Annotated in this window: 20 protein-coding genes; 11 read left to right on the top strand and 9 right to left on the bottom strand. The window is 63.4% G+C overall.

Features of this window, described 5'->3' with window-relative positions; translation table 11 throughout:
- Nucleotides 1-6: 6 nt before the first annotated feature.
- Nucleotides 7-756, bottom strand: a complete 750-nt coding sequence (locus tag M2281_RS28890) for a 2OG-Fe(II) oxygenase (protein WP_280824655.1) — start codon at nucleotides 754-756, stop codon at nucleotides 7-9.
- Between the two features lie 181 nt (nucleotides 757-937).
- Here M2281_RS28890 and M2281_RS28885 point away from each other — a divergent pair, with 181 nt between their 5' ends.
- A complete protein-coding gene (locus M2281_RS28885; RefSeq protein ID WP_280824665.1) occupies nucleotides 938-1,348 on the top strand; it encodes a low affinity iron permease family protein in 411 nt (136 codons plus the stop codon).
- Between the two features lie 22 nt (nucleotides 1,349-1,370).
- On the opposite strand, the gene M2281_RS28880 is transcribed toward M2281_RS28885, so the two are convergent.
- Both M2281_RS28880 and M2281_RS28875 read right to left on the bottom strand, forming a co-directional pair.
- Nucleotides 1,371-2,015 carry a response regulator transcription factor gene (locus tag M2281_RS28880; RefSeq protein ID WP_280824654.1) on the bottom strand — a complete coding sequence of 215 codons (645 nt, stop codon included), beginning with the start codon at nucleotides 2,013-2,015 and terminating at the stop codon, nucleotides 1,371-1,373.
- An 8-nt stretch (nucleotides 2,016-2,023) separates the two neighbouring features.
- Nucleotides 2,024-3,373 carry a PAS domain-containing sensor histidine kinase gene (locus M2281_RS28875; protein WP_280824653.1) on the bottom strand — a complete coding sequence of 450 codons (1,350 nt, stop codon included), beginning with the start codon at nucleotides 3,371-3,373 and terminating at the stop codon, nucleotides 2,024-2,026.
- Nucleotides 3,374-3,827: 454 nt separating this feature from the next.
- Between M2281_RS28875 and M2281_RS28870 the strand changes: the two genes are divergently transcribed.
- The 4 genes from M2281_RS28870 to M2281_RS28855 all read left to right on the top strand — a co-directional run bounded on the left by M2281_RS28870 (nucleotide 3,828) and on the right by M2281_RS28855 (nucleotide 7,988).
- Nucleotides 3,828-4,493, top strand: a complete 666-nt coding sequence (locus tag M2281_RS28870; RefSeq protein ID WP_280824652.1) for a hypothetical protein — start codon at nucleotides 3,828-3,830, stop codon at nucleotides 4,491-4,493.
- 121 nt (nucleotides 4,494-4,614) lie between these two features.
- Nucleotides 4,615-5,451, top strand: coding sequence for a hypothetical protein (locus M2281_RS28865; protein ID WP_280824651.1), 837 nt, complete (start codon nucleotides 4,615-4,617; stop codon nucleotides 5,449-5,451).
- 16 nt (nucleotides 5,452-5,467) lie between these two features.
- On the top strand, nucleotides 5,468-6,100 hold the full coding sequence (locus M2281_RS28860; protein WP_280824650.1) for a hypothetical protein: 633 nt from the start codon (nucleotides 5,468-5,470) through the stop codon (nucleotides 6,098-6,100).
- A 253-nt stretch (nucleotides 6,101-6,353) separates the two neighbouring features.
- A complete protein-coding gene (locus M2281_RS28855; protein WP_280824649.1) occupies nucleotides 6,354-7,988 on the top strand; it encodes an AMP-binding protein in 1,635 nt (544 codons plus the stop codon).
- Nucleotides 7,989-8,000: 12 nt separating this feature from the next.
- Here the strand turns inward: M2281_RS28855 and M2281_RS28850 are convergent, their stop codons facing one another.
- On the bottom strand, nucleotides 8,001-9,284 hold the full coding sequence (locus M2281_RS28850) for a GNAT family N-acetyltransferase (protein WP_280824648.1): 1,284 nt from the start codon (nucleotides 9,282-9,284) through the stop codon (nucleotides 8,001-8,003).
- Complete coding sequence (locus tag M2281_RS28845; protein WP_280824647.1) at nucleotides 9,284-9,430, bottom strand: hypothetical protein; 147 nt, start codon at nucleotides 9,428-9,430, stop codon at nucleotides 9,284-9,286. The genes M2281_RS28850 and M2281_RS28845 overlap by 1 nt, the downstream gene beginning before the upstream one ends.
- Before the next feature lie 173 nt (nucleotides 9,431-9,603).
- Here M2281_RS28845 and M2281_RS28840 point away from each other — a divergent pair, with 173 nt between their 5' ends.
- Nucleotides 9,604-9,933 (top strand): antibiotic biosynthesis monooxygenase, encoded by a 330-nt coding sequence (locus tag M2281_RS28840; RefSeq protein WP_280824646.1) that lies wholly within the window; start codon nucleotides 9,604-9,606, stop codon nucleotides 9,931-9,933.
- 66 nt (nucleotides 9,934-9,999) lie between these two features.
- On the opposite strand, the gene secA is transcribed toward M2281_RS28840, so the two are convergent.
- A complete protein-coding gene (secA, locus tag M2281_RS28835; protein ID WP_280824664.1) occupies nucleotides 10,000-12,735 on the bottom strand; it encodes a preprotein translocase subunit SecA in 2,736 nt (911 codons plus the stop codon).
- Between the two features lie 235 nt (nucleotides 12,736-12,970).
- On the opposite strand from secA, the gene M2281_RS28830 reads away from it, so the two are divergent.
- Entirely contained in the window at nucleotides 12,971-13,876 is a 906-nt protein-coding gene (locus M2281_RS28830) for a peptidylprolyl isomerase (protein WP_280824645.1), read from the top strand.
- An 86-nt stretch (nucleotides 13,877-13,962) separates the two neighbouring features.
- Here M2281_RS28830 and M2281_RS28825 read toward each other — a convergent pair whose 3' ends face one another.
- The gene (locus M2281_RS28825) at nucleotides 13,963-15,369 is read right to left on the bottom strand and encodes an MFS transporter (RefSeq protein ID WP_280824644.1); all 1,407 of its coding nucleotides are present in this window, start codon (nucleotides 15,367-15,369) and stop codon (nucleotides 13,963-13,965) included.
- Between the two features lie 101 nt (nucleotides 15,370-15,470).
- The gene (locus M2281_RS28820) at nucleotides 15,471-16,073 is read right to left on the bottom strand and encodes a TetR/AcrR family transcriptional regulator (protein WP_280824643.1); all 603 of its coding nucleotides are present in this window, start codon (nucleotides 16,071-16,073) and stop codon (nucleotides 15,471-15,473) included.
- 122 nt (nucleotides 16,074-16,195) lie between these two features.
- On the opposite strand from M2281_RS28820, the gene M2281_RS28815 reads away from it, so the two are divergent.
- The 4 genes from M2281_RS28815 to mutT all read left to right on the top strand — a co-directional run bounded on the left by M2281_RS28815 (nucleotide 16,196) and on the right by mutT (nucleotide 18,952).
- Complete coding sequence (locus tag M2281_RS28815) at nucleotides 16,196-16,432, top strand: hypothetical protein (RefSeq protein WP_280824642.1); 237 nt, start codon at nucleotides 16,196-16,198, stop codon at nucleotides 16,430-16,432.
- Nucleotides 16,433-16,518: 86 nt separating this feature from the next.
- Nucleotides 16,519-17,760 (top strand): bifunctional glutamate N-acetyltransferase/amino-acid acetyltransferase ArgJ, encoded by a 1,242-nt coding sequence (gene argJ / locus M2281_RS28810; RefSeq protein ID WP_280824641.1) that lies wholly within the window; start codon nucleotides 16,519-16,521, stop codon nucleotides 17,758-17,760.
- An 8-nt stretch (nucleotides 17,761-17,768) separates the two neighbouring features.
- Nucleotides 17,769-18,551, top strand: coding sequence for a GNAT family N-acetyltransferase (locus M2281_RS28805; RefSeq protein WP_280824640.1), 783 nt, complete (start codon nucleotides 17,769-17,771; stop codon nucleotides 18,549-18,551).
- The gene (mutT, locus tag M2281_RS28800; protein ID WP_280824639.1) at nucleotides 18,548-18,952 is read left to right on the top strand and encodes an 8-oxo-dGTP diphosphatase MutT; all 405 of its coding nucleotides are present in this window, start codon (nucleotides 18,548-18,550) and stop codon (nucleotides 18,950-18,952) included. Before M2281_RS28805 ends, mutT begins: the two co-directional genes overlap by 4 nt.
- A gap of 38 nt (nucleotides 18,953-18,990) precedes the next feature.
- Here the strand turns inward: mutT and M2281_RS28795 are convergent, their stop codons facing one another.
- Nucleotides 18,991-19,737 (bottom strand): DUF4336 domain-containing protein, encoded by a 747-nt coding sequence (locus M2281_RS28795; protein ID WP_280824638.1) that lies wholly within the window; start codon nucleotides 19,735-19,737, stop codon nucleotides 18,991-18,993.
- Nucleotides 19,738-19,923: the final 186 nt, after the last annotated feature.

The following is a 19,923-nucleotide window of genomic DNA, read 5'->3' as shown; positions in this document are numbered from 1 at the left end:
CGCATCCTATTTGGCGTCATGGAAGATGATGCCGAGCGTATGCCGCCGGCCCGAGCGCAGGCGACTGACGCCGTGGCGCAGGTTGACCCTATAGGCGCCTCTGGTGCCATTGACGGGCCGGTTGTGCACGGAAAATGCGACCGCATCGCCCTGCCTGAGCGGGACGACTTCGGCACGGCTCTGCATGCGCGGGCGCTGCTCGGTCAGCACGAATTCGCCGCCGGTGAAATCGCGACCCGGCTCGGAGAGCAAAATGGCCACCTGCAAGGGAAAGGCCAGATCGCCGTAGAGGTCCTGGTGCAGGCAGTTGAAGTCGCCCGGCACATATTGCAGCAGCAGCGGCGTGGGGCGGCTCTGGCCGGCGTCATGGCAAAGTTTCAGGAAATCGGCATGGCTTTGCGGATAACGGGCATCTACCCCCATGCGCTCGTTCCAGCCATTGGCGATTGGTGCCAGGCGGGGATATAGCGCAGTCCTCACCCCGGCGATCAGGTCGGGCAGGGGATATCTGAAATAGCGGTACTCTCCCTTTCCGAAGCCATGCCGCGCCATGTGGATGTGACTGCGGAAATGCTCCTCATGCGGGTAAAGGGAAGCGATTTCCGCGCACTCCTCGGGCGTCAGCAACCCTTCGATGACGGCGCAGCCAAAATTGTCCAGCTCGGTGGCGAGCGCGGCCCAGTCCTGGGCAGCGATACGGTCTTCGGCGGACCTGGTCGTCTGATCGGCGAGGATCGGTTTTGGTGGGGCATTCATGGGCAGGTCTCCTCGTATGCTGTCGTATCGGTACCTGCCAGAATCCTTGCACTCCGCTCTCCGATTGAAAATCCGATTCTTGCCGCCAAATTCCCCTCAGGAACGATTAGGTGGTCGCTCCGTTTTTATCGGACAGCCTGCGGCATCCGCTGGCGCGCGTATTCTTTCGGAATCGCCGGCAATGACATCGAACAGATTTTTCTCCTCCGTTGCCAACAAGGTCGCGCACACAGCGGGCATGCCGGCGACCTTCATCGTGTGCTGCCTTGTGATCGTGGTCTGGGCGGCGACAGGGCCGTTGCTCGGTTTCTCCGATACCTGGCAGCTCATCATCAACACCGGCACCACCATCGTCACCTTCCTGATGGTGTTCCTGATCCAGAACACTCAGAACCGCGACAGTGCCGCCATTCAAGCCAAGCTCGACGAGCTCATCCGGGTCGGCGCGGGGCAAAACCGCTTCATCGGCATCGAACATCTTGCCGAGGAGGAGGTTGAGGAATTCCGGTCGCTCTGCGAGCGCGCCGCAAAAAGAGCCGAAAGTGCCGCCACAGCCTCCAAAAAGGCAAACCGCGCAGCTGCCGCGAAATGACGGCGAATGAGGATGGCGGCGGCTACTCGACCATCCAGCCTTCCAGCGTCGCATAGCGGACGAGCGCCGCCCGGGTGCGCAGGCCAAGCTTTTCGGCGGCCCTGGCCCGGTAGGTCTCGATCGTCTTGACGCTGAGCGACAGCTGCGCCGAGACCTCCTTGTTGCTATAGCCCTTCGCCACCAGCTTGATGACCGAGACTTCGCGATCGCTCAGCGACTCCGTGTTGGCGATCGGGGTCTTGGGCGTGCTGAGGATCTTGGCCGCCATCACCGGGTCGATATAGATGCCGCCGGCAAGGACCGAGCGGATAGCGTGGATCAGCTCTTCGGCGGCGGACCGTTTGAGGATGAAGCCGCGCGCGCCGGCCTGCAGCAATTGGTGAACATAGGCCGACTCCTCATGCACCGTCAGCGCCAGGGCCGCCAGTGCCGGAAAGCGCTGGCGCAGGCGTTCGATGAGTAGGACGCCGTTGGTTCCCGGCAAGGACACGTCGACCACTGCTATATGCGGGCCGGTTTCCTCGATGCCCCGCATGGCGCTGTCGGCTTCACCTGCCAAGCCGACGACCTTGAGATCGCGCTGGGCTTCGACCATTGCTTTCACGCCGGCCAGAACCACGGGGTGGTCGTCGACCAGAAAGACACGTTTTTGTTGCGACTGAGTCATTGGCTAGCTCAAAGTTGGAACGATGGGGAGGTCGGGAGTGCCGCATAAACAGTGGTGCCCTGTCCGGGTGCCGTTTCGACACTCAGATAGCCGCCGACGAGCGCCAGGCGCTCGCGCATGCCTGAAAGGCCGAGACGGCTCAGTTGCTTGTCATCATTGGCCGCCGGTTCAGCCGGGTCGAAGCCACGACCGTCGTCCTCGACGGTCACCCTTACGATGCCGTCTGCCCACTGGGCGGTGACGCTGACGGAATTCGCGCCGGAGTGCTTGGCTATGTTGGTGAGGGCCTCCTGGACGACGCGATAGATGACGACCTGTCCCTCGTCGCTCAGCCGCTCGTCGAGCGCTTCGAGATGCGCGTCGGCGGCGATGCCCAGCCGCTCGGCCCAGGAGGCGACTAGGCAGTCCAGCGCCTGGCGCAGGCCGAGATCCGTCAGCGAGGTCGGGCGCAACGAAGAGGCCGTGCTGTGGACCTCGACGCTCATATGCTCGACTATCGACCGCAGCTCGGCCAATTTCGTCAACATTGCCTGTTCCTGCAGCACGGGCTCCAGGCTCTTCAGGCCGAGTGACAGTGCCGTCAGATCCTGGCCCAGCTCGTCATGCAGTTCCCGGGCGATGCGCAGGCGTTCTTCCTCCTGTGCCTTGAGCAGCCGGCGTGTGAGCCGGTCGCGCTCGGCTTCTGCAGCCTTGCGGTCCGTGATGTCGGTGAGCGCGATGACGGCCGCACTGATCTCGCCATTCTCGTCCCGGATCGGGGCCGCATTGGTCGAGACGCAGCCGCGCGTGCCGTCGCCGCGCTTTATCCAGATTTCCTTGTCGAGCGTGACTTCGCCGTGTTCGAGCGCGCGGGCCAGCGGCCAGTCCTTGGTCTCGTAGGCGCGGCCGTCCGGGCGATAGCCGAGGTCGGCGCCGCTGGCGATGCTCACCTGCTCGCTGTCGCTGACGCGCCAGAGGTGGCGGAACTGGTCATTGCTGAGCACGACGCGGCGGCTCGAGGCCTCGGCGACCGCGACGCCGACTGGCAGGCTGCGCACGACGGCATGAAGCCTCGCCTGGCTTTCCTGCAGGGCGCGCTGCACGTCCTGCCACTCGGCTTCCGCCGCTGCCACCCGGCCCGCCGAGCGAACCAGGGCAAAGACCAGCATGACGATCAGCGACAGGGCGAAGATCAGCAGCCAATCTTCCTCCCCATAGCGCTGATAGGTCGGCGACAGGAAGCTGACCCAGAGAACCTTGCTGATGAGGACGGTGAAACCGATGGTCAAGGTCAGGCTGGCGATCAGCTTCTGCCGGCCGCCGAGGTTCCGTGCAGGATCCATGCCGCGCAGGTCGGGAAAGCGGAATGTCTCCGACATTACAAGCACCCTCTTTCCTAGGCGAAGCCATATATCGATGGCTCCGATGCCGTGGGGCGATCATGGAATGCGTCGCGGTCCCCGCCGACCGCCCGTGTTCCTAGGACCCTCCGCCCCTGCTTGATCCAAACAACTTTTCGCTCAAAAGCACCTGATTTCTGGATAACCCGATTATAGCTCAGGAGTTCCACAATTGAATGCGGGACAAACCGCATTCTTCCATTCCATTATCTTTGATCCCCCTTGTCAGGTTTTTCCCTGACCGGTCGGCGCTGCGACGAAGTATGAATTCGTCCTCTGCCTGACAGATAAACGTATTTATCCCGAATTGTTATTCATCTGCTTAGAAGCAACGATGGCAGAATTGCGGACGAAGCTCCAGTAACTCTGGCTTTGTAGGGCAATTTATCTATTGAGAATCCTCTCAATTAACTGACACTGAAGGGAATCCGTCATGAGAAAGATCCTACTCGCAGCGACTGCGCTTGTCGCCATGACTGCCCTCGCCGCTGCTGGCGGTGGCGGCGGCAATGGCGGTAGCGGTAACGGCAACGGCAATGGCAACGGCAACGTTGGCAGCAACAACGGCAACAACAACGGCAACGCCAATTCCGGTTCCGACAACGGCAACAATAACGGCAACGGCAATCACGGCGACGGAAACGGTAACGGCAACGGTAACGCCAATTCCGGGTCGCATAACGGCAACGGAAACGGCAACGGCAACTCGGGCAGCGGCAACGGCAACGGTAACGGTAACGGCAATTCCGGGTCGCATAACGGCAACGGGAACGGCAACGGCAACTCGGGCAGTGGCAACGGCAACGGCAACGGTAACGGCAATTCCGGGTCGCACAACGGCAACGGCAACGGCAACGGAAACTGGGGCAGTGGCAACGGCAACGGCAACGGCAACAGCAATTCCGGGTCGTGGAACGGCAACAAGAACGGCATCGACAATTGGGGCGACGGCAATGGCAACGCCAACGGCAATGCCAACTCGGGCTGGTACAACGGTTGGTGGAACGGCAACCGGAACCGCGGTTCCTGGAACGGCAACTACAACGGCAACATGAATCGCGGCTGGTACAACGGCAACTACAACGGCGAGGACAACTAATCAGCCTGCGATCGGGGTCGCCGCCTCTGGTTCGGTGTGACGGCGGCCCCGAACACGTTCAGCCAAAATTCTATGCAGTGACGCAGTGGCCTGCCGCTGCGCTCAGCCTCAGGAGTGTGTCATGAATTATGTGAAAGCATCTTTTGTCAGCCTAACTGTCGCTGCCGCCTGCCTGGCGTCCATTGGAACCGCCTCGGCGGTCGATGTGTCGGGCGTGATGGCCGAGGCCGCCAGGGTGGGCGGGCCCCAAGGCGGGGCCAATTGGGGCTACGGCAATACCGGCTCCGGCAATATCGGCGCGTTCAATGGCGGTAACGGCAACGTCGGTGCCATGAACGGCGTCGGCAATACCGGCGCCAACAACGGCAACAACAATGTCGGCGCCTACAACGGTAGCTTCAACAACGGGTCGAACAACGGTAGCGGCAATGTCGGCGGCATGAACGGCAGCTACAACAACGGGTCGAACAACGGCAACGGAAACGTCGGCGGCGTGAATGGCAGCTACAACAACGGCTCGTCCAACGGCAATGGCAACGTCGGCGGCCTGAACGGTAGCTACAACAACGGCTCTTCCAACGGCAGTTGGAACGCAGGCTCCAACAATGGCAGCTGGAACGCGGGCTCGAACAACGGCAACCGTAATGTCGGCTCGTGGAACGGCTCCAAGAACCGTGGTTCGAAGAACGGTAACGGCAACGTTGGCTCCAACAACGGCAGCTGGAACTTCGGGTCGAACGACGGCAACGGCAATATCGGCTCTTGGAACGGTAGCAAGAACCGCGGCTCTCACAATGGCAACGGCAACATCGGTTCGAGCAACGGCAGCTGGAACAACGGCGGGTCGCATAACGGCAACGGCAATGTCGGTGACCACAACGGCACCCACAATGGTGGTTCCCGCAATGGCAACGGCAACGTTGGTAGCAATAACGGTAACAATAACGGAAATAGGTGAGTAATCGCCGCGAAAATTGCAGGAGGCGAAGATGTATAGAGTTCCTATCGCCATACAACGCTTGCCAGTTGTTCTGGTGACGACGTTGTTCTTGTCTGCCCCACTCCTCACGGCTGTCCATTCCGCTGGCGGTGAAGGCCACGGGAGCAGCAGCGGGAGCGGCAACGGTAACGGCAATGGAAATGGCAATCTCGGCAACGACAACGGCAACGGGAATGGCAACGGCAATTCCGGAAACGGCAACGGTAACAACAACGGCAATGGCAATTCCGGAAATGGCAACGGCAACGGCAACGGCAACGGAAATTCCGGAAACGGTAACGGCAACGATAACGGGAACGGCAATTCCGGAAACGGCAACGGTAACAACAACGGCAACGGCAATTCCGGGAATGGCAACGGCAACGGAAATGGCAATGGAAACCATGGCCATCACGGGCATCACCCGAAGCCGCCCAAGCCGCCCAAGCCGGAGCCCACGCCGGAGCGGGTGATCAATCTGAATCAACGCGATCGAAACGGCGGCGGTCCCTTCTCCTTCTGCATGCCCGGCAGCACCGGGGCCTATGGCTTCGGCGGATTCTACGGCTGTCTCTTGCCGATACCCGAAGCGGTAGCACCGGTGGTGGTGCCTGCCCCAGCCAAGTAAGCAGCATTCGCTATGGAATAGGACTGGCCGCTAACGGTCCTATTCCCGCCCGCGCCCGTCCCCCGCGCCGGCGCGAAGACCCGGTGGCCCAAGGTAGCGCCTTTTCCCAAAAGGTGGCCCTTGGCACCGGGTCTTTGATTCTTGTGGGTGCGCATGGAAATGACGTGCTCCGGTTGACGCCCGAGCCATGCCGTCCTTATCTGCGCGTGCCGGAGACAAAGCCGGCTCATCCACGGGCGCAGACAAGAAATTCATGCTCGAACGGCGCGACGACTATGCGAGCCTCTACGGCGATTTTCGCTGGAAGATCCCGCAACGCTTCAACATCGGCGTGGCCGTGTCCGATCACTGGGCCGCGCGTGAGCCGGATCGTCCGGCGCTTTTCGACTATGCTGCCGACGGCACCGTTGAGCGCCTGAGCTTCGGCGCGCTTGCGGCAAGATCCAACGCCTTCGCAAATGCCTTGCGCGGCCTCAGCGTCCGGCGCGGCGATCGCGTCGCGCTGCTTCTGCCCCAGTGCTTCGAGACGGTGATTGCGCATCTTGCCATCTACAAGCTTGGCGCTATCGCAGTGCCGCTGGCGCTGCTGTTCGGCGTCGAGGCGCTCGAATACAGGCTGCAGACCGCAGGGGTGAAGCTGGTCGTCACCAACTCCGCCGGCTGCGGCAAGCTTGTGCAGATCGCCGGCCGATTGGGCGAGTTGGAGACCATCGTTTCGATCGACGGTGCCCAGAATGGCGCGCTGGATTATCACCGCCTGCTAGCCCGCCAGCCTGCCGCCTTCGCGGCGGAGGACACCTCTCCCGACGATCCGGCGCTGATGATCTTCACCTCCGGCACGACAGGGCCGCCCAAGGGCGCGCTGCACGGTCATCGCGTCTTGCTCGGCCATTTGCCAGGGGCGCAGATGGCCTATGAGTTCCTGTCACAGCCGGGCGACCTCATGTGGACGCCGGCTGACTGGGCCTGGGCCGGCGGCCTGCTCAATGCCCTGCTGCCGGCGCTCTATTTCGGCGTGCCGGTGGTGGCGAGCCGCTTCGAGAAATTCGATCCGGAGGCGGCTCTCATTCTCATGGAGCGGATGAAGGTGCGCAACGCCTTCATCCCGCCCACGGCGCTCAGGATGCTGAAGAGCGTGCGCGGCATCGGAAGCCGCTTCCGGCTCGGCTTGCGCAGCGTCGGTTCGGCTGGCGAGGCGCTGGGACGCGAGACATACGACTGGACGCGGAGCGAGCTTGGTCTTGCCGTCAACGAATTCTACGGCCAGACCGAATGCAATCTCGTGCTTTCCTCCTGTGCGGGCATTGGCGTGTCGCGCGGTGGCGCGATCGGCAAGGCGGTGCCGGGCCACACCGTTGCGATCATCGACGGGGAGGGCAGTCGCGTCGCGCCCGGCGAGGTCGGTCAGATCGCCGTGCGCCGGCCGGACCCGGTGATGTTCCTCGAATATTGGCAGAATCCGGAAGCGACGTCGAAGAAGTTCATCGGCGAGTGGATGACAACCGGCGACCAGGGCATCGAGGATAGCGACGGCTATGTCTGCTTTTTCGGCCGCGACGACGACGTCATCACCTCGGCCGGCTTCCGGATCGGCCCCGGCGAGATCGAGGATTGTCTGACCGGCCACCCTGCGGTGGCGCTGGCGGCCGTCGTCGGCAAGCCCGACAAACTGCGCACCGAGATCGTGAAGGCCTATGTGGTGCTGAAGGAAGGTTTTCCGCGCAGTGCCGGGCTGGCCGAGGATATCAGGCTCTGGGTGCGCGAGCGGCTTTCGGCGCATGAATATCCGCGCGAGGTCGAGTTCGTCGACTCGATGCCGCTGACTACCAGCGGCAAGGTCATCCGGCGAATATTCCGCGATCGCGCCCGGCGCGAAGCCGGGCTTTGAGCGAGGCCAGCGTCACCGCCGCTTGAGCAGACCGCGCACCCGATTGCGCAGCAGGCGCGCGATATTCCGCGTTTCCCGATAGAGATGCATTTGGGAGGCCGCCTGGCGCGTGGCGCGGTCGGCGTCAGGGGTCAGGCCGACGAGGATGGTTCCTATCCGTTTCCGCTCCGACCACAGCCGGTCCATCATCGGATGATCAGGTCTCGCACAGGAGTCGGTCGTCATGATGTTGGGATCGTCGAGGTGCTGCTTGGTCACCTCGATCATAAGCAGCGTGCCCGGCGAGAAGGCAGAGAGACGCTCGTCATATGCGGTCTTCCAGGTATAGGCCACGCCGGCCTCGATGAAGACGAGCAGACAGGCGATGGTCTCGCCGTCGAGTTTCAGCGAATGCACCCGGGCGAGATCGCGTTCGGCCAGGCGATGCATGGCTTCGCGCGCGAAGGCGGCCTGGAAGCGGTCGATGGCCATGGCGGTGCGGCGGCGGCCCTTCCAGCCGGCCGCCTCGATGGTCAGGAAGGTTTCGACGCCTTCGCGGATCTCGTCCGGTCCTCTGGCCACGACATGCTCGAGCTTGCCCTGCTCGGCCAGCCGGCGCTTCAGCCGGCGGAACTCGCGGTAATGGTGCTGCCTGAGCGAAGCCTTGAGATAGTCGTCGCCTTCGAGCTCGCTTTCCAGGAACGCGCGCTCGACCTCGTTGGCCGTGGTGATGGTCAGGCCACGCGTCTCGGCTACACGGCGCAGCACGCTGGCGAAAGTGCCGTCAAGCATCATGTCGGGCAGCGCGAATACCTTCGGCAGTTTCAGGTGCGGCCGCGCCATCATGTCGAAAAAGTCTTCCAGCACGCCTTCGGGATTGTCGCGGTCGACGAGCGGCGTGCCGAGCGGCCCGAAGGGATTCGCCCAGGTGCGCAGGATCGGAACGCCAAGCGGAACGTTCGGCCTTTCGATGGAATAGGGCAGCAGCAACCGCAGGCGGCTGCGATTTTCGTTGCCGTCCCGCATTACGGCGAGCCGCACCTCGCGGTCTTCCAGCCGCGGCATGGCCGGGGCGAGGAAGCGCGGGTTGAAGAAGACGTTGGGCTCGATCGTGCGCGCGCACAGATAGTCCAGCTCTTCGATCAGGTCGAAGCCGGCGGAGGCCGAATAGATCGCCAGCCGCCGCTGCGGGCGATTGTTGGCCAAAAGCTCCTCATGCGCCGGATCGACGGCCCGGCTTCCGAGGCCGACAAAGCCGGAGATGATCGCGCCGGCGGGGCCGCCGCTGGTTTCCTCCAGAAGGGGGATTGCCACCATCAGTGGGCCTCCTGCGCTTGTCTGACGGGCACGAAGAATGCCACGCCGGCCAAGGTAGCGTAGATGCGGATAAGCAGCGGCCGCGCGCGCAGCACCAGCGGCGCGGGCAGGAGACGCTCAGCCGTCGTTGCCGCGGAAAAGCGCACGCACTACTCTCCGATCTTCCACATATCCCGTCCGCGATACGCCAAACTCTTTAAGAAACGGTTCGGGCTCGCTGGAGCACCGAACCTGTCACGAGTAGAAATCTCCTCTTGACCTCAACTTAACTTGAGGTCGTACAGCCCTTCTCCGTCAACGTGATGAGAGGAAGAGATTTATGTTTGGGAATACAGACAAGGCGCAGCACGTCTACAGGGTAGACAGGTTCGTGGTCCCGAATTCCATAAAAGCGGAATTTCTCGACAAGGTGCGGCAGACGCATGAGGTGCTGCGCGTTCAGCCCGGCTTTCTGCAGGACATGTTGCTCGAGCAGCATGCCGGTGGAGAGCACCGTATCGTGACGATCGTCGAGTGGGAGGATGAAGGAGCTGTCGCTTCGGCGAAGTTCAATGTCCAGGCGATGCAGCGCGAGATGAACTTCAATCCGCAGGAATTCCTGGCGCAGAACGACATCAGAGCCGAGATCGGCAACTACCAGCACATCTGACGCGGGTCCGGAAACGAAAACGGCGGCCACCGGACCGCCGTTTCGAACTTTCAGCTTTCAAATGCCTCAGGCGAAAGCGCCGTGGCAGTGCTTGTACTTCTTGCCCGAGCCGCAGGGGCACGCCTCGTTGCGGCCAACCTTGCCCCAGGTTTCGGGGTTCTTCGGGTCGCGATCTTCGGCAGCCACCACGCGGGTGTCTTCCAGAACGGCCATTGCAAGGCCGCCGTCGCCATCGATGAAATCGTTCTCGCCGGTGGTGGCATCGATATGCTGACCGAAGGTTTCAGGCGCCTGCAGCGGCGGAGCGTCGGCGGCCTCGCGCACCAGCTCGACGCGCATCAGCTGTGCGGTCACTACCTGGCGCAGATTGCCGAGCAAGGCCTGGAACAGCTCGAAAGATTCGGACTTGTATTCGTTGAGCGGATCGCGCTGGGCATAGCCGCGGAAGCCGACCACCGAGCGCAGATGCTCCAGATTGACCAGATGCTCGCGCCACAGATGGTCGAGCGTCTGCAGAACGATCGAGCGCTCGACATAGGCCATCACCTCGGGGCCGAAACGCTCGGCGCGGTCGGTGGCTACGGAGTTCGCCCGTTCCGTGATGCGCTCGCGGATGTCGTTCTCGCCAATGCCTTCTTCCTGCGCCCACTCCTCGATCGGCAGGTCGAGATTGAGGAACTGCTGCGCCTCCTGCTTCAGGGCCTCGGCATTCCACTGCTCGGCATAGGCATTTTCCGGAATGTGCTTGGCAACGAGATCGTCGATCACGTCCTGGCGCATTTCGGCGACGGTCTCTGTAAGATTCTCGCCGTCCATCAATTCGAGACGCTGGGCGAAGACGACCTTACGCTGGTCGTTCTGGACGTCGTCATACTTGAGCAGGTTCTTTCGGATGTCGAAGTTGCGCGCCTCGACCTTCTTCTGCGCCTTTTCGAGGGCCTTGTTGATCCAGGGATGGATGATGGCCTCGTCTTCCTTCAGGCCGAGCTTCTGCAGCATGCCGTCCATGCGCTCGGAGCCGAAGATGCGCATCAGGTCGTCCTGCAGCGACAGGAAGAATTTTGAGCGGCCGGGGTCGCCCTGACGGCCAGAACGGCCGCGAAGCTGGTTGTCGATGCGGCGGCTTTCGTGGCGCTCGGTGGCGATGACGTAAAGGCCGCCGGCGGTCAGCGCCTTTTCCTTGAGCTTGACGATGTCGTCGCGGATCGCCTGTTCGCGCGCGGCGCGCTCCGAGCCCTCCGGCATATCGCCCAGCTCTTCCGCGATGCGCATCTCGGCATTGCCGCCGAGCTGGATGTCGGTACCGCGACCGGCCATGTTGGTGGCGATGGTGATGGCGCCCGGCTTGCCGGCCTGGGCGACGATGGACGCCTCGCGCTCATGGTGGCGGGCGTTCAGCACTTCGAAATTGTTGAAGCCTTCCTTGCGCAGGCGCGCCGCCAGATGCTCGGACTTCTCGATCGAGGTGGTGCCGACGAGCGTCGGCTGGCCGCGGCCATGGGCCTCGCGGATCTCGCGAACGATCGCCTTGTACTTCTCCTCGACGGTCCGGTAGACCTCGTCGTCCTCGTCGATGCGCTGCACCGGCAGGTTGGTCGGCACCACGGTCACTTCCAGGCCGTAGATGTTGCCGAATTCCTCGGCTTCCGTATCGGCCGTGCCGGTCATGCCGGCCAGCTTCTCATACATGCGGAAGTAGTTCTGGAAGGTAACCGAAGCCAGCGTCTGGTTTTCCGGCTGGATGGTCACGTGCTCCTTGGCCTCGAGCGCCTGGTGCAGGCCTTCCGAATAGCGGCGGCCGGGCATCATGCGGCCGGTGAACTCGTCGATGATGACGATCTCGTTGTCCTTGACGATGTAGTCCCGGTCGCGCTGGAACAGGCGGTGCGCCTTCAGCGCGTTGTTGACGTGGTGAACCATGGCGACGTTCTCGACGTCGTAGAGCGACTCGCCCTTGAGCAGGTCGGCGTCGCGCAGCAGGTTCTCGATCTTTTCGGTGCCTTCTTCGGTGAAGATCGCCGTCTTCTGCTTCTCGTCGACCTCGTAGTCGGCCGGGACCAGCGTCTTAAGGAAGGTGTCCACCGTGTTGTACATCTCGGAACGGTCCTCGAGCGGACCGGAGATGATGAGCGGCGTGCGCGCCTCGTCGATCAGGATCGAGTCCACCTCGTCGACGATCGCGTAATTGTGCGGGCGCTGCACCATCTGCGCGCGCTCATACTTCATGTTGTCGCGCAGATAGTCGAAGCCGAGCTCGTTGTTGGTGGCGTAGGTCACGTCGCAGGCGTAGGCGGCGCGGCGCTCCTCGTCGCTCATGCCATGCACGATCACGCCGACGGTGAGGCCAAGGAATTTGTAGATGCGGCCCATCCACTCGGCGTCGCGCTTGGCGAGGTAGTCGTTGACGGTGACGACGTGGACGCCCTTGCCGGTCAACGCGTTGAGGTAGACGGGCAGGGTGGCCACAAGCGTCTTGCCTTCGCCGGTGCGCATCTCGGAGATGCCGCCGTCATGCAGGACCATGCCGCCGATCAGCTGCACATCGAAGGGCCGCAGGCCGAGCGCGCGGCGGGCGCCTTCGCGCGCTATTGCAAAGGCCGGAACCACGTAGTCGTCGATATTCGCGCCATTGGCGAGTTCTTCGCGATACTGGGTGGTGCGGGCGCGCAGCTCTTCATCCGAAAGCGCGCGTATCTCGTTCTCGAGCGCATTGATGGCCACGACGCGTGGCCGCGTCGCCTTCACACGGCGATCGTTGGAGGAGCCGAAAATCTTACGGGCGATGCCGCCGAGACTGACCATCAAAAGGCCTTTCAGTTCGAAACTTGCCGACAGGGTGCCGGCGGAACCCGCCAAGGTTCATCTTAGAAGGTAACACCGAAAAGCGTCCGGAAAAGGGTTCTGGACGCGAAGTCGAAGGACAGATAAGAGGGGCCTCAAGCGATGTCAACGTGGCAGCGTTGCTCTTGCCCGCGCCGAATTCGGCCATATTTGTGCTGACTTGAAGGTTTCTTCCATTCCCACTGGAGAATTTCTGATGCCCTTATCGTTCCGACGCGCCTCGCTTGCCGGCCTGGGCGTGATGCTTGCGCTGTCTGCGCCGGCTGCCATGCAGGCTTTTGCGCAGGAGACGCCGCCCGCCGCCGAGGCGCCGGCCAAGCCCGTCGACCCCGCTGCCGTCGTCGCCACCGTCAATGGCAAGTCCATCACCGAAGGCGACCTTCAGGTCGCTGAAAGCGATCTGGACCAGCAATTTGCGCGGCTTCCGGCCGATCAGCGCCGTGCTGCCGCTCTTTCCGCCGTCATCGAAATTCGTCTCCTGGCTGGCGAGGCCGAGTCCAAGGGCCTCGACAAGGATCCCGATTTCCAGCGCCGCATGGAGTTCCTGAAGGACCGCGCGCTGCACAGCGAGGTCGTCGAGAAGGAAGTGTCGAAGGCGATCACCGACGATGAGGTCCGCGCCCGCTACGACAAGGAAATCGCCGCCGCACCGCCGGTCAACGAGGTTCACGCCCGTCACATTCTGGTGAAAACCAAGGAAGAGGCCGACGCGATCATCAAGCAGCTCGATGGCGGCGCGAAGTTCGAAGATCTCGCCAAGGAAAAGTCGAGCGATCCGGGTTCGGGCGCCAATGGCGGCGACCTCGGCTATTTCGGCCCCGGCCAGATGGTGCCGGAATTCGAGAAGGCCGCCTTCGCGCTTGAGCCGGGCACCTACACCAAGGAGCCGGTGAAGACCCAGTTCGGCTGGCACGTGATCAAGGTCGAGGACAAGCGCACCCAGCAGCCGCCGGCATTCGACCAGGTGAAGGCCCAGGTGCGTTCGCTCCTGCTGCGCGACAAGTATTTCGAGCTGGTCAAGTCGCTGCGCGGCAACGCCAAGGTCGACGTGACCGATCCGGACCTCAAGAAGGCCGTCGATCAGATCGACAAGTCGAAGTAAATTATTTGCCGGGGCGATGTCCCGGCAAGAAAAACAAAAAAGGCAGCGCCACGTGCGCTGCCTTTTTTGTTTGGTTCCCTGTTGGGTCAGGCCTTGACGGCTGATCCGGTCAATCGCCGGACGGCGAAGAAGCCGGCGATCGCCATCGGTAGGGCAGTGACGAACACCCACACAGCCGTGGCTTCCGCGCTGGCGACCGTCAGCCCGGCACCGAAGCCGACGAGATTTGCCGTTGCGCCCGCAATCGCCGCGCCGACCGCGCCGCCCGACTGGCGCACGGCGATGAAGGCCGAAGCGCCGATGGCGCGGTCCTCATTGGACAAGGCGCCCAGGATGCGCCGGTTCATCAGGCTGGAAGAGAAGCCGAAGCCCGCACCGACCACCACTGCGGCGGCGATCACCAGGGCAAGCGGGGCGCTCTTCATCAGCAGGGCAAGCAGGATGACGCCGACAAGGATGCAGGCGGCGCCGCGCCGGATCCAGCGCAACTCGCCTTGCCCGCCGGTCACGCCCGCCACGGTGAAGGCTGCGAGCGTCCATGACAGGGCCTGCACGCCCACCGCATAGCCGGCGGCCAGTGGCGACAGCCCGCGCAAGGTTTGCAGGATCGCCGGGCCATAGACGGTCAGTCCCATGGAGGACGCGGTCAGCGCGAAGATGGCCGCATAGCCCGAGCCGCAGATGGTGCGGAGGTCGCCGGCGCGGTGCGGCAGCAGGCGAATTTTGGCCTTGCCGTCGATCTTCAGGACGAGCGCCAGGATGACGAGCCCGACCGCGACCAGCGCGATGGTGATCGCCGGCAGGGGAATGGTGTCGGCGAGCGAAATGGCGCTGACGCCGAGACCCAGCGTGATGAGCTGGAGCCAGGGCACGCCGGTATGCCCCTTTGATTTCACCGTGCCCTTGAGCAGGAAAGGTGCGGCGGCGCCGAAGATCAGCGCTTGCGCGGCGAACATCCAGAACACCGAGCGCCAGTTGCCGGATTCGGCGAACAGACCGCCGACCAGCGGGCCGAGCACGGTGGCGATGCCCCAGACGCCGGAGACCGAAGCGAATACCCGCGCCAGATGCCGCTCTGGAAACAGAACCGCGATGGCGACCATGGCAAAGCCTGCGATCCAGCCGCAGCCGATGCCCTGCAGGAGGCGGCCGAGGAGGAAGACGCCGATGTCGGGCGCGGCGGCACTGAGCACGCAGCCGAAGGCCAGCACCAGGCCGGCTATGGTGGTGGCAAGGCGCAGGCCAAGGATTTCGGAAAGACGCCCGGCGCTTGCACCGGCCAGGATCGCGCCGATCAGGAAACCCGCCACCGCCCAGCTGAAATAGGCATAGCCGCCAAGCTCGGCGCCCACGCTCGGCATGATGGTGGCGGTTACCAGCGTGTCGGCGGCGTTCAGCCAGATCCCGAGGCAGATCAGGGCAAAGCGCGGCAGCCTCCCGTCCGCCAGCAGGTCAGCCCATCCCGTTTCGGCGCGTTCCGACAGTTCTGTCATGAGATGATCCTTGAATTGAAAGGGGAAGGGTTGGCCTGAAGGCCACTCGCGCGCAATGTTTCAGTCCGCCGGAAAAGGCGGGTCCAGTTTTGGGATTGGCGTCAGCTTGCCGGCGTGGCGAGGATGCCGCGAACGATGGCGCGAATGGCGACTCGGGTGGTCGCCCCGTCCTCATTGATGCGGCCGGTCAGGAGGTGCACCCACGCATAGGAGGCGACAAGGTCGGCCACCACTGTCGGCTCGATATCGGCACGCACCTCGCCGCGCTCTATGGCGCGGGCCACCATGCGCCCGGTGTGGGCGCGGCGGTTGTGTGCATATTCGGTCAATGCGGTCGCCGCCGTCTCGTCTGTCTGCGCCTCAGCGATGACGGAGCGGAAAATGCTGCCGGCCGGCGTGTCGCGCCAATGCTGGAACAGCGACTGCAGAAACTGCACCAGGTCGTCCTCGAGATTGCCGGTGTCGGGATTGTCGACGCGTTTCTGGCGCTGGTAGACGTCGATCAGCAGGGCCGCCTTGCTCGGCCACCAGCGATAGATGGTGGGTTTGCCGGCGCGGGCGCGGCGCGCCACCGCCTCGATGGAGAAGCCGGCATAGCCAGCCTCCAGCAACACGGCCTCGGCCGCCTCGCGAATGGCGTCGGCGCTGGCCGGGTTGCGCCGGGCGCCGATGGAGCGGCGGGTTTCGTCTGCGGTTTCGGTCATGTCATTGCGCCCGGATTTGCCGAGCCCCCTCATTTTCTTTCGCGCCAGCATAGCACAGGGGCTTGACGAAACGAAACGGTCCGTTCTATTTAACGGAACGTTCCGTTTCGATGGAGATTGTCATGAACGCTTCTGTCCCCACCCGCTTTTCCCGCCCGCGCTTCGCGCTGCTCGTCTTGCTCGGGGTCTATCCGCTCATCACAACGCTGCTCTACGTCGTGTCTCCCCTGACCGAAGGCTGGTCGATCTGGCAGCGCACGCTGATCATCGTGCCCATCATGGTGACGTCGATGGTCTGGGGGCTCATTCCCGGCGTGCACAAACTGTTCGCTGGCTTCATCAATCCCCAGCGCTGCTAGGCGATCTTGCGCGAAAACGCCTTGCGCGGTTTCGCGCTATCGGGCAAACGGGGCCTCGGTTTGCGCTCTACGCCTGACGAGGTCCCATGTCCGAGACGATTTCCCCCCTCGCGCCCAAGAAATATCCCAAGATGCCGGCCATTGAAGGCGTGCGCATCGCAACTGCCGAAGCCGGCATCAAGTACAAGAACCGCACCGACCTTCTGGCCATGGTGTTCGACGAGGGCACCGCGGTTGCCGGCGTGTTCACCCGTTCGAAGTGCCCCTCGGCGCCGGTCGATGTCTGCCGTGAGAACCTTTCGGGCGGCAAGGCACGCGTGCTGGTCGTCAACTCCGGCAACGCCAATGCCTTCACCGGCAAGAAGGGTCGCGAGACCACGAGCATGACCGGCAAGGCCGCGGCGGAAGCCGCCGGCTGCACGCCGGGCGAGGTGTTCCAGGCCTCGACGGGCGTGATCGGCGAGCCGCTCGACGCCTGCCGCTTCAGCCATCTCCTGGCCGGCATGGTGAAGGACGCCAAGGCCGAGGTGTGGACCGAGGCCGCCAAGGCGATCATGACCACCGACACCTATCCGAAGGTGGCCACCGCAACCGTGAAGCTCGGCGATGTCGACGTAACCATCAACGGCATCGCCAAGGGTGCCGGCATGATCGCGCCCGACATGGCCACCATGCTGTCCTTCATCGCCACCGACGCGCCGATCGACGCGGCGGCGCTGCAGGCGCTGCTTTCCAAGGGCGTCGCCCCGACCTTCAATTCCGTGACGGTGGACAGCGACACTTCGACCAGCGACACGCTGCTCCTGTTCGCCACCGGCGCTGCCGCCAAGCGCGGCGCGCCGAAGATCACCGATGCCAAGGACGCGCGACTGGCGCAGTTTAAGCGCGCGCTGAACAAGATCCTCAAGAACCTTGCGTTGCAGGTGGTTCGCGACGGCGAGGGCGCCCGCAAGCAGGTGGAAGTGACCGTCACCGGCGCCAAGTCCGCGCGTTCGGCCAAGCGCATCGCGCTGTCGATCGCCAATTCGCCGCTGGTCAAGACCGCGGTTGCCGGCGAGGACGCCAATTGGGGCCGCGTCGTCATGGCCGTCGGCAAGTCCGGCGAGCCGGCCGACCGCGACCGCCTGTCTATCTGGTTCGGCGACAATCGTCTGGCTGTCGATGGCGAGCGCGATCCGGACTACTCGGAACAGGAAACCTCTGCCTATATGAAGCGCGACGATATCAGCATCCGCGCCGATATCGGCATCGGTCGCGGCAAGGCCACGGTGTGGACTTGCGACCTCACCAAGGAATATGTCGCCATCAACGGCGACTATCGGAGCTAAAACCCCGCGTGGCAGACGAACAGCGCCCGACGCCGGTATTGGCGAAAGTGCGCCGCCTCGAGGCGGCGGGCTTTCGCGCCTGGCCGGCTGCCACTGTCCATTATGACGGCACATGGCTGGTGCGCCTCACGGACGGGCATTCGGCCAAGCGGCTGAACTCGGTCAATCCGCTCGACCCGAGCGACGTCGGCAATCTCGACGAGCGCATCGCGCGTGCGGCCCAGCGCTTCGACGCCAGCGGCCGGCCGCTGACCTTCCGCATCTCTCCGCTCTCGGGATCAGAGCTGTCGCGACATCTCGACGGCAAGGGCTGGAGCACCTTCGAGGAATCGATGGTCATGCGGCTGCCGCTCGAACAGGCGGGGGTGGAAAACGCATTGGACCAGATCCCGCTCAAGGATGTAGGCCGTTTTGTCGCCGCTTCGGCCAAAGTCCACGCAACGTGGGAAAAGCAGGGAGACGGCCTGGCCGAAATCATCGGCGCGATCCGGCCCGAGGCTGGCCTGTTCGTGCTGGAGGAGGATGGTCGGCCGCTCGCCACCGCCATCTGCGTGCATGACGGCGACCTTGCCGGTCTGTTCGAAATCGCGACTGATCCTGCAGAGCGCGGCAAGGGCCATGGCCGCCGGCTCATCCGCTCGGCCCTGAAATGGGCGCGGCTGCGCGGTGCGCGCGAGGCATGGCTCCAGGTTGACGCCTCGAACGACCCCGCCCGCCATCTCTACGAGACGCTCGGCTTTGACGAAGTGTACCGCTATCACTATCGCAGACCGCCGGAGGTCAAGGCATGAGCAAGCGCATCCTTCTCGTGGCGGCCTGCGCGCTTGTTGACGCCGATGGCCGGGTGCTTCTGGCGCAGAGGCCCGAGGGTAAGGCGCTGGCCGGTTTGTGGGAATTTCCCGGCGGCAAGGTCGAGCCCGGCGAAACCCCGGAGGAGACGCTGATCCGCGAATTGCGCGAGGAGATCGGCATCGAGACCAAGGTGGCGTGCCTGGCGCCGCTGACCTTTGCCAGCCACTCTTACGAAGACTTTCATCTGCTGATGCCGCTCTATGTCTGCCGCCGTTTCGAGGGCACGCCGCATCCGCATGAGGGGCAAGTGCTGAAATGGGTGCGCCCGCGCCAGATGCGCGACTACCCCATGCCGCCGGCCGATGAGCCGCTGATCCCCTTCCTGATCGACCTGCTCTGATCTTCGCCAGGTAATCCCGGCCAGGCGAAGCTCTCGCTTCAGTCTAGCAGCCAGCGAAACGCCCGGCGCAGTTCCTTGGCGCCGTCGCGTTCGTACCAGCGGCCATGCGCGAGGATCACCCGTTCCGGATTCCAGGAAAGCATCGTCTGCACCGCTTCCTTGAGTTGCTGGCGGCGTGGCCTGAAGGTGCGGCGCATGTCCTTCGGCATCTGGCCATCCGGGTCCTGCACGCCGCCGAGCCGGGTCAAAAGCCGCATGAACCATGAGTTCAGCTTGCCGGGCTCGAAATTCTCGACGAGATCGGTGAGCACCAGCGTGCGGCTCGGCCGGTGGAAGAATTCGGCCTCGGTCATGTAGCTCCCGGTCACACGTAACGTGACTATGTCGGCGTCCCAGGGATAGCCGCCATCGCGATCGAGCGTGAAATGCTCGAAGGCGATGCGCCCGTGCGATTGTTCGTCGACGCGCGGCGCAAGATAGACGCTCGCATGCGGAAAGGCCGCCCGCCATTCCGGGATCCACCAGTAGTGAATGCGGTTTGGGCCGATGATCCAGCGTGGGCGCCCGATCGCCTCGATCTCGGCCTTGAGTTCGGGCACCAGCGGCGTCGGCGAATGGATCATCAGTTCGGCGCCTACGCGTATGACGGTCATGCGCGTCGGGAAGTGCATCTTCGGCCAGGGCAGGCCGAAGCGGATGATCGGGCCGTCAACGATCCAGACATTGTCGCAGACCGGCTTCAACGTGTTGAGGGGTGGGTAAGTGCCTGTCGCGTGTCGCTGCATAGGTCGATCCCGTGGCCCGTACTACGCGGATCGTCTTCCGGTTTCGGTTGAATTTATGGCGGGTCAAGCCATGTCCACAAACGTTTTTGCGCACGCCGTGCCGGACGGGACTTGCTCACTCCTGAAGGCATTGTTATGGGATACCAAATTGGTATCCCAAGATGGTATCCAAGCTTTGATTGATGC

This window comes from Pseudaminobacter soli (ex Li et al. 2025) (assembly GCF_029892515.1).
GTDB classification, from domain to species: domain Bacteria; phylum Pseudomonadota; class Alphaproteobacteria; order Rhizobiales; family Rhizobiaceae; genus Pseudaminobacter; species Pseudaminobacter soli_A.
This window is presented reverse-complemented; position numbering and strand designations above follow the sequence as displayed.

Coding starts and splice junctions, on each gene's coding strand:
- M2281_RS28850 (WP_280824648.1), bottom strand. CDS start 9,284: ATGGTGGCAATCCCCCTTCTGGAGGAAACCAGCGGCGGCCCCGCCGGC.
- M2281_RS28890 (WP_280824655.1), bottom strand. CDS start 756: ATGAATGCCCCACCAAAACCGATCCTCGCCGATCAGACGACCAGGTCC.
- M2281_RS28825 (WP_280824644.1), bottom strand. CDS start 15,369: ATGACAGAACTGTCGGAACGCGCCGAAACGGGATGGGCTGACCTGCTG.
- mutT (WP_280824639.1), top strand. CDS start 18,548: ATGAGCAAGCGCATCCTTCTCGTGGCGGCCTGCGCGCTTGTTGACGCC.
- M2281_RS28815 (WP_280824642.1), top strand. CDS start 16,196: ATGAACGCTTCTGTCCCCACCCGCTTTTCCCGCCCGCGCTTCGCGCTG.
- M2281_RS28795 (WP_280824638.1), bottom strand. CDS start 19,737: ATGCAGCGACACGCGACAGGCACTTACCCACCCCTCAACACGTTGAAG.
- M2281_RS28840 (WP_280824646.1), top strand. CDS start 9,604: ATGTTTGGGAATACAGACAAGGCGCAGCACGTCTACAGGGTAGACAGG.
- M2281_RS28820 (WP_280824643.1), bottom strand. CDS start 16,073: ATGACCGAAACCGCAGACGAAACCCGCCGCTCCATCGGCGCCCGGCGC.
- M2281_RS28875 (WP_280824653.1), bottom strand. CDS start 3,373: ATGTCGGAGACATTCCGCTTTCCCGACCTGCGCGGCATGGATCCTGCA.
- argJ (WP_280824641.1), top strand. CDS start 16,519: ATGTCCGAGACGATTTCCCCCCTCGCGCCCAAGAAATATCCCAAGATG.
- M2281_RS28855 (WP_280824649.1), top strand. CDS start 6,354: ATGCTCGAACGGCGCGACGACTATGCGAGCCTCTACGGCGATTTTCGC.
- M2281_RS28870 (WP_280824652.1), top strand. CDS start 3,828: ATGAGAAAGATCCTACTCGCAGCGACTGCGCTTGTCGCCATGACTGCC.
- M2281_RS28865 (WP_280824651.1), top strand. CDS start 4,615: ATGAATTATGTGAAAGCATCTTTTGTCAGCCTAACTGTCGCTGCCGCC.
- M2281_RS28885 (WP_280824665.1), top strand. CDS start 938: ATGACATCGAACAGATTTTTCTCCTCCGTTGCCAACAAGGTCGCGCAC.
- M2281_RS28880 (WP_280824654.1), bottom strand. CDS start 2,015: ATGACTCAGTCGCAACAAAAACGTGTCTTTCTGGTCGACGACCACCCC.
- M2281_RS28830 (WP_280824645.1), top strand. CDS start 12,971: ATGCCCTTATCGTTCCGACGCGCCTCGCTTGCCGGCCTGGGCGTGATG.
- secA (WP_280824664.1), bottom strand. CDS start 12,735: ATGGTCAGTCTCGGCGGCATCGCCCGTAAGATTTTCGGCTCCTCCAAC.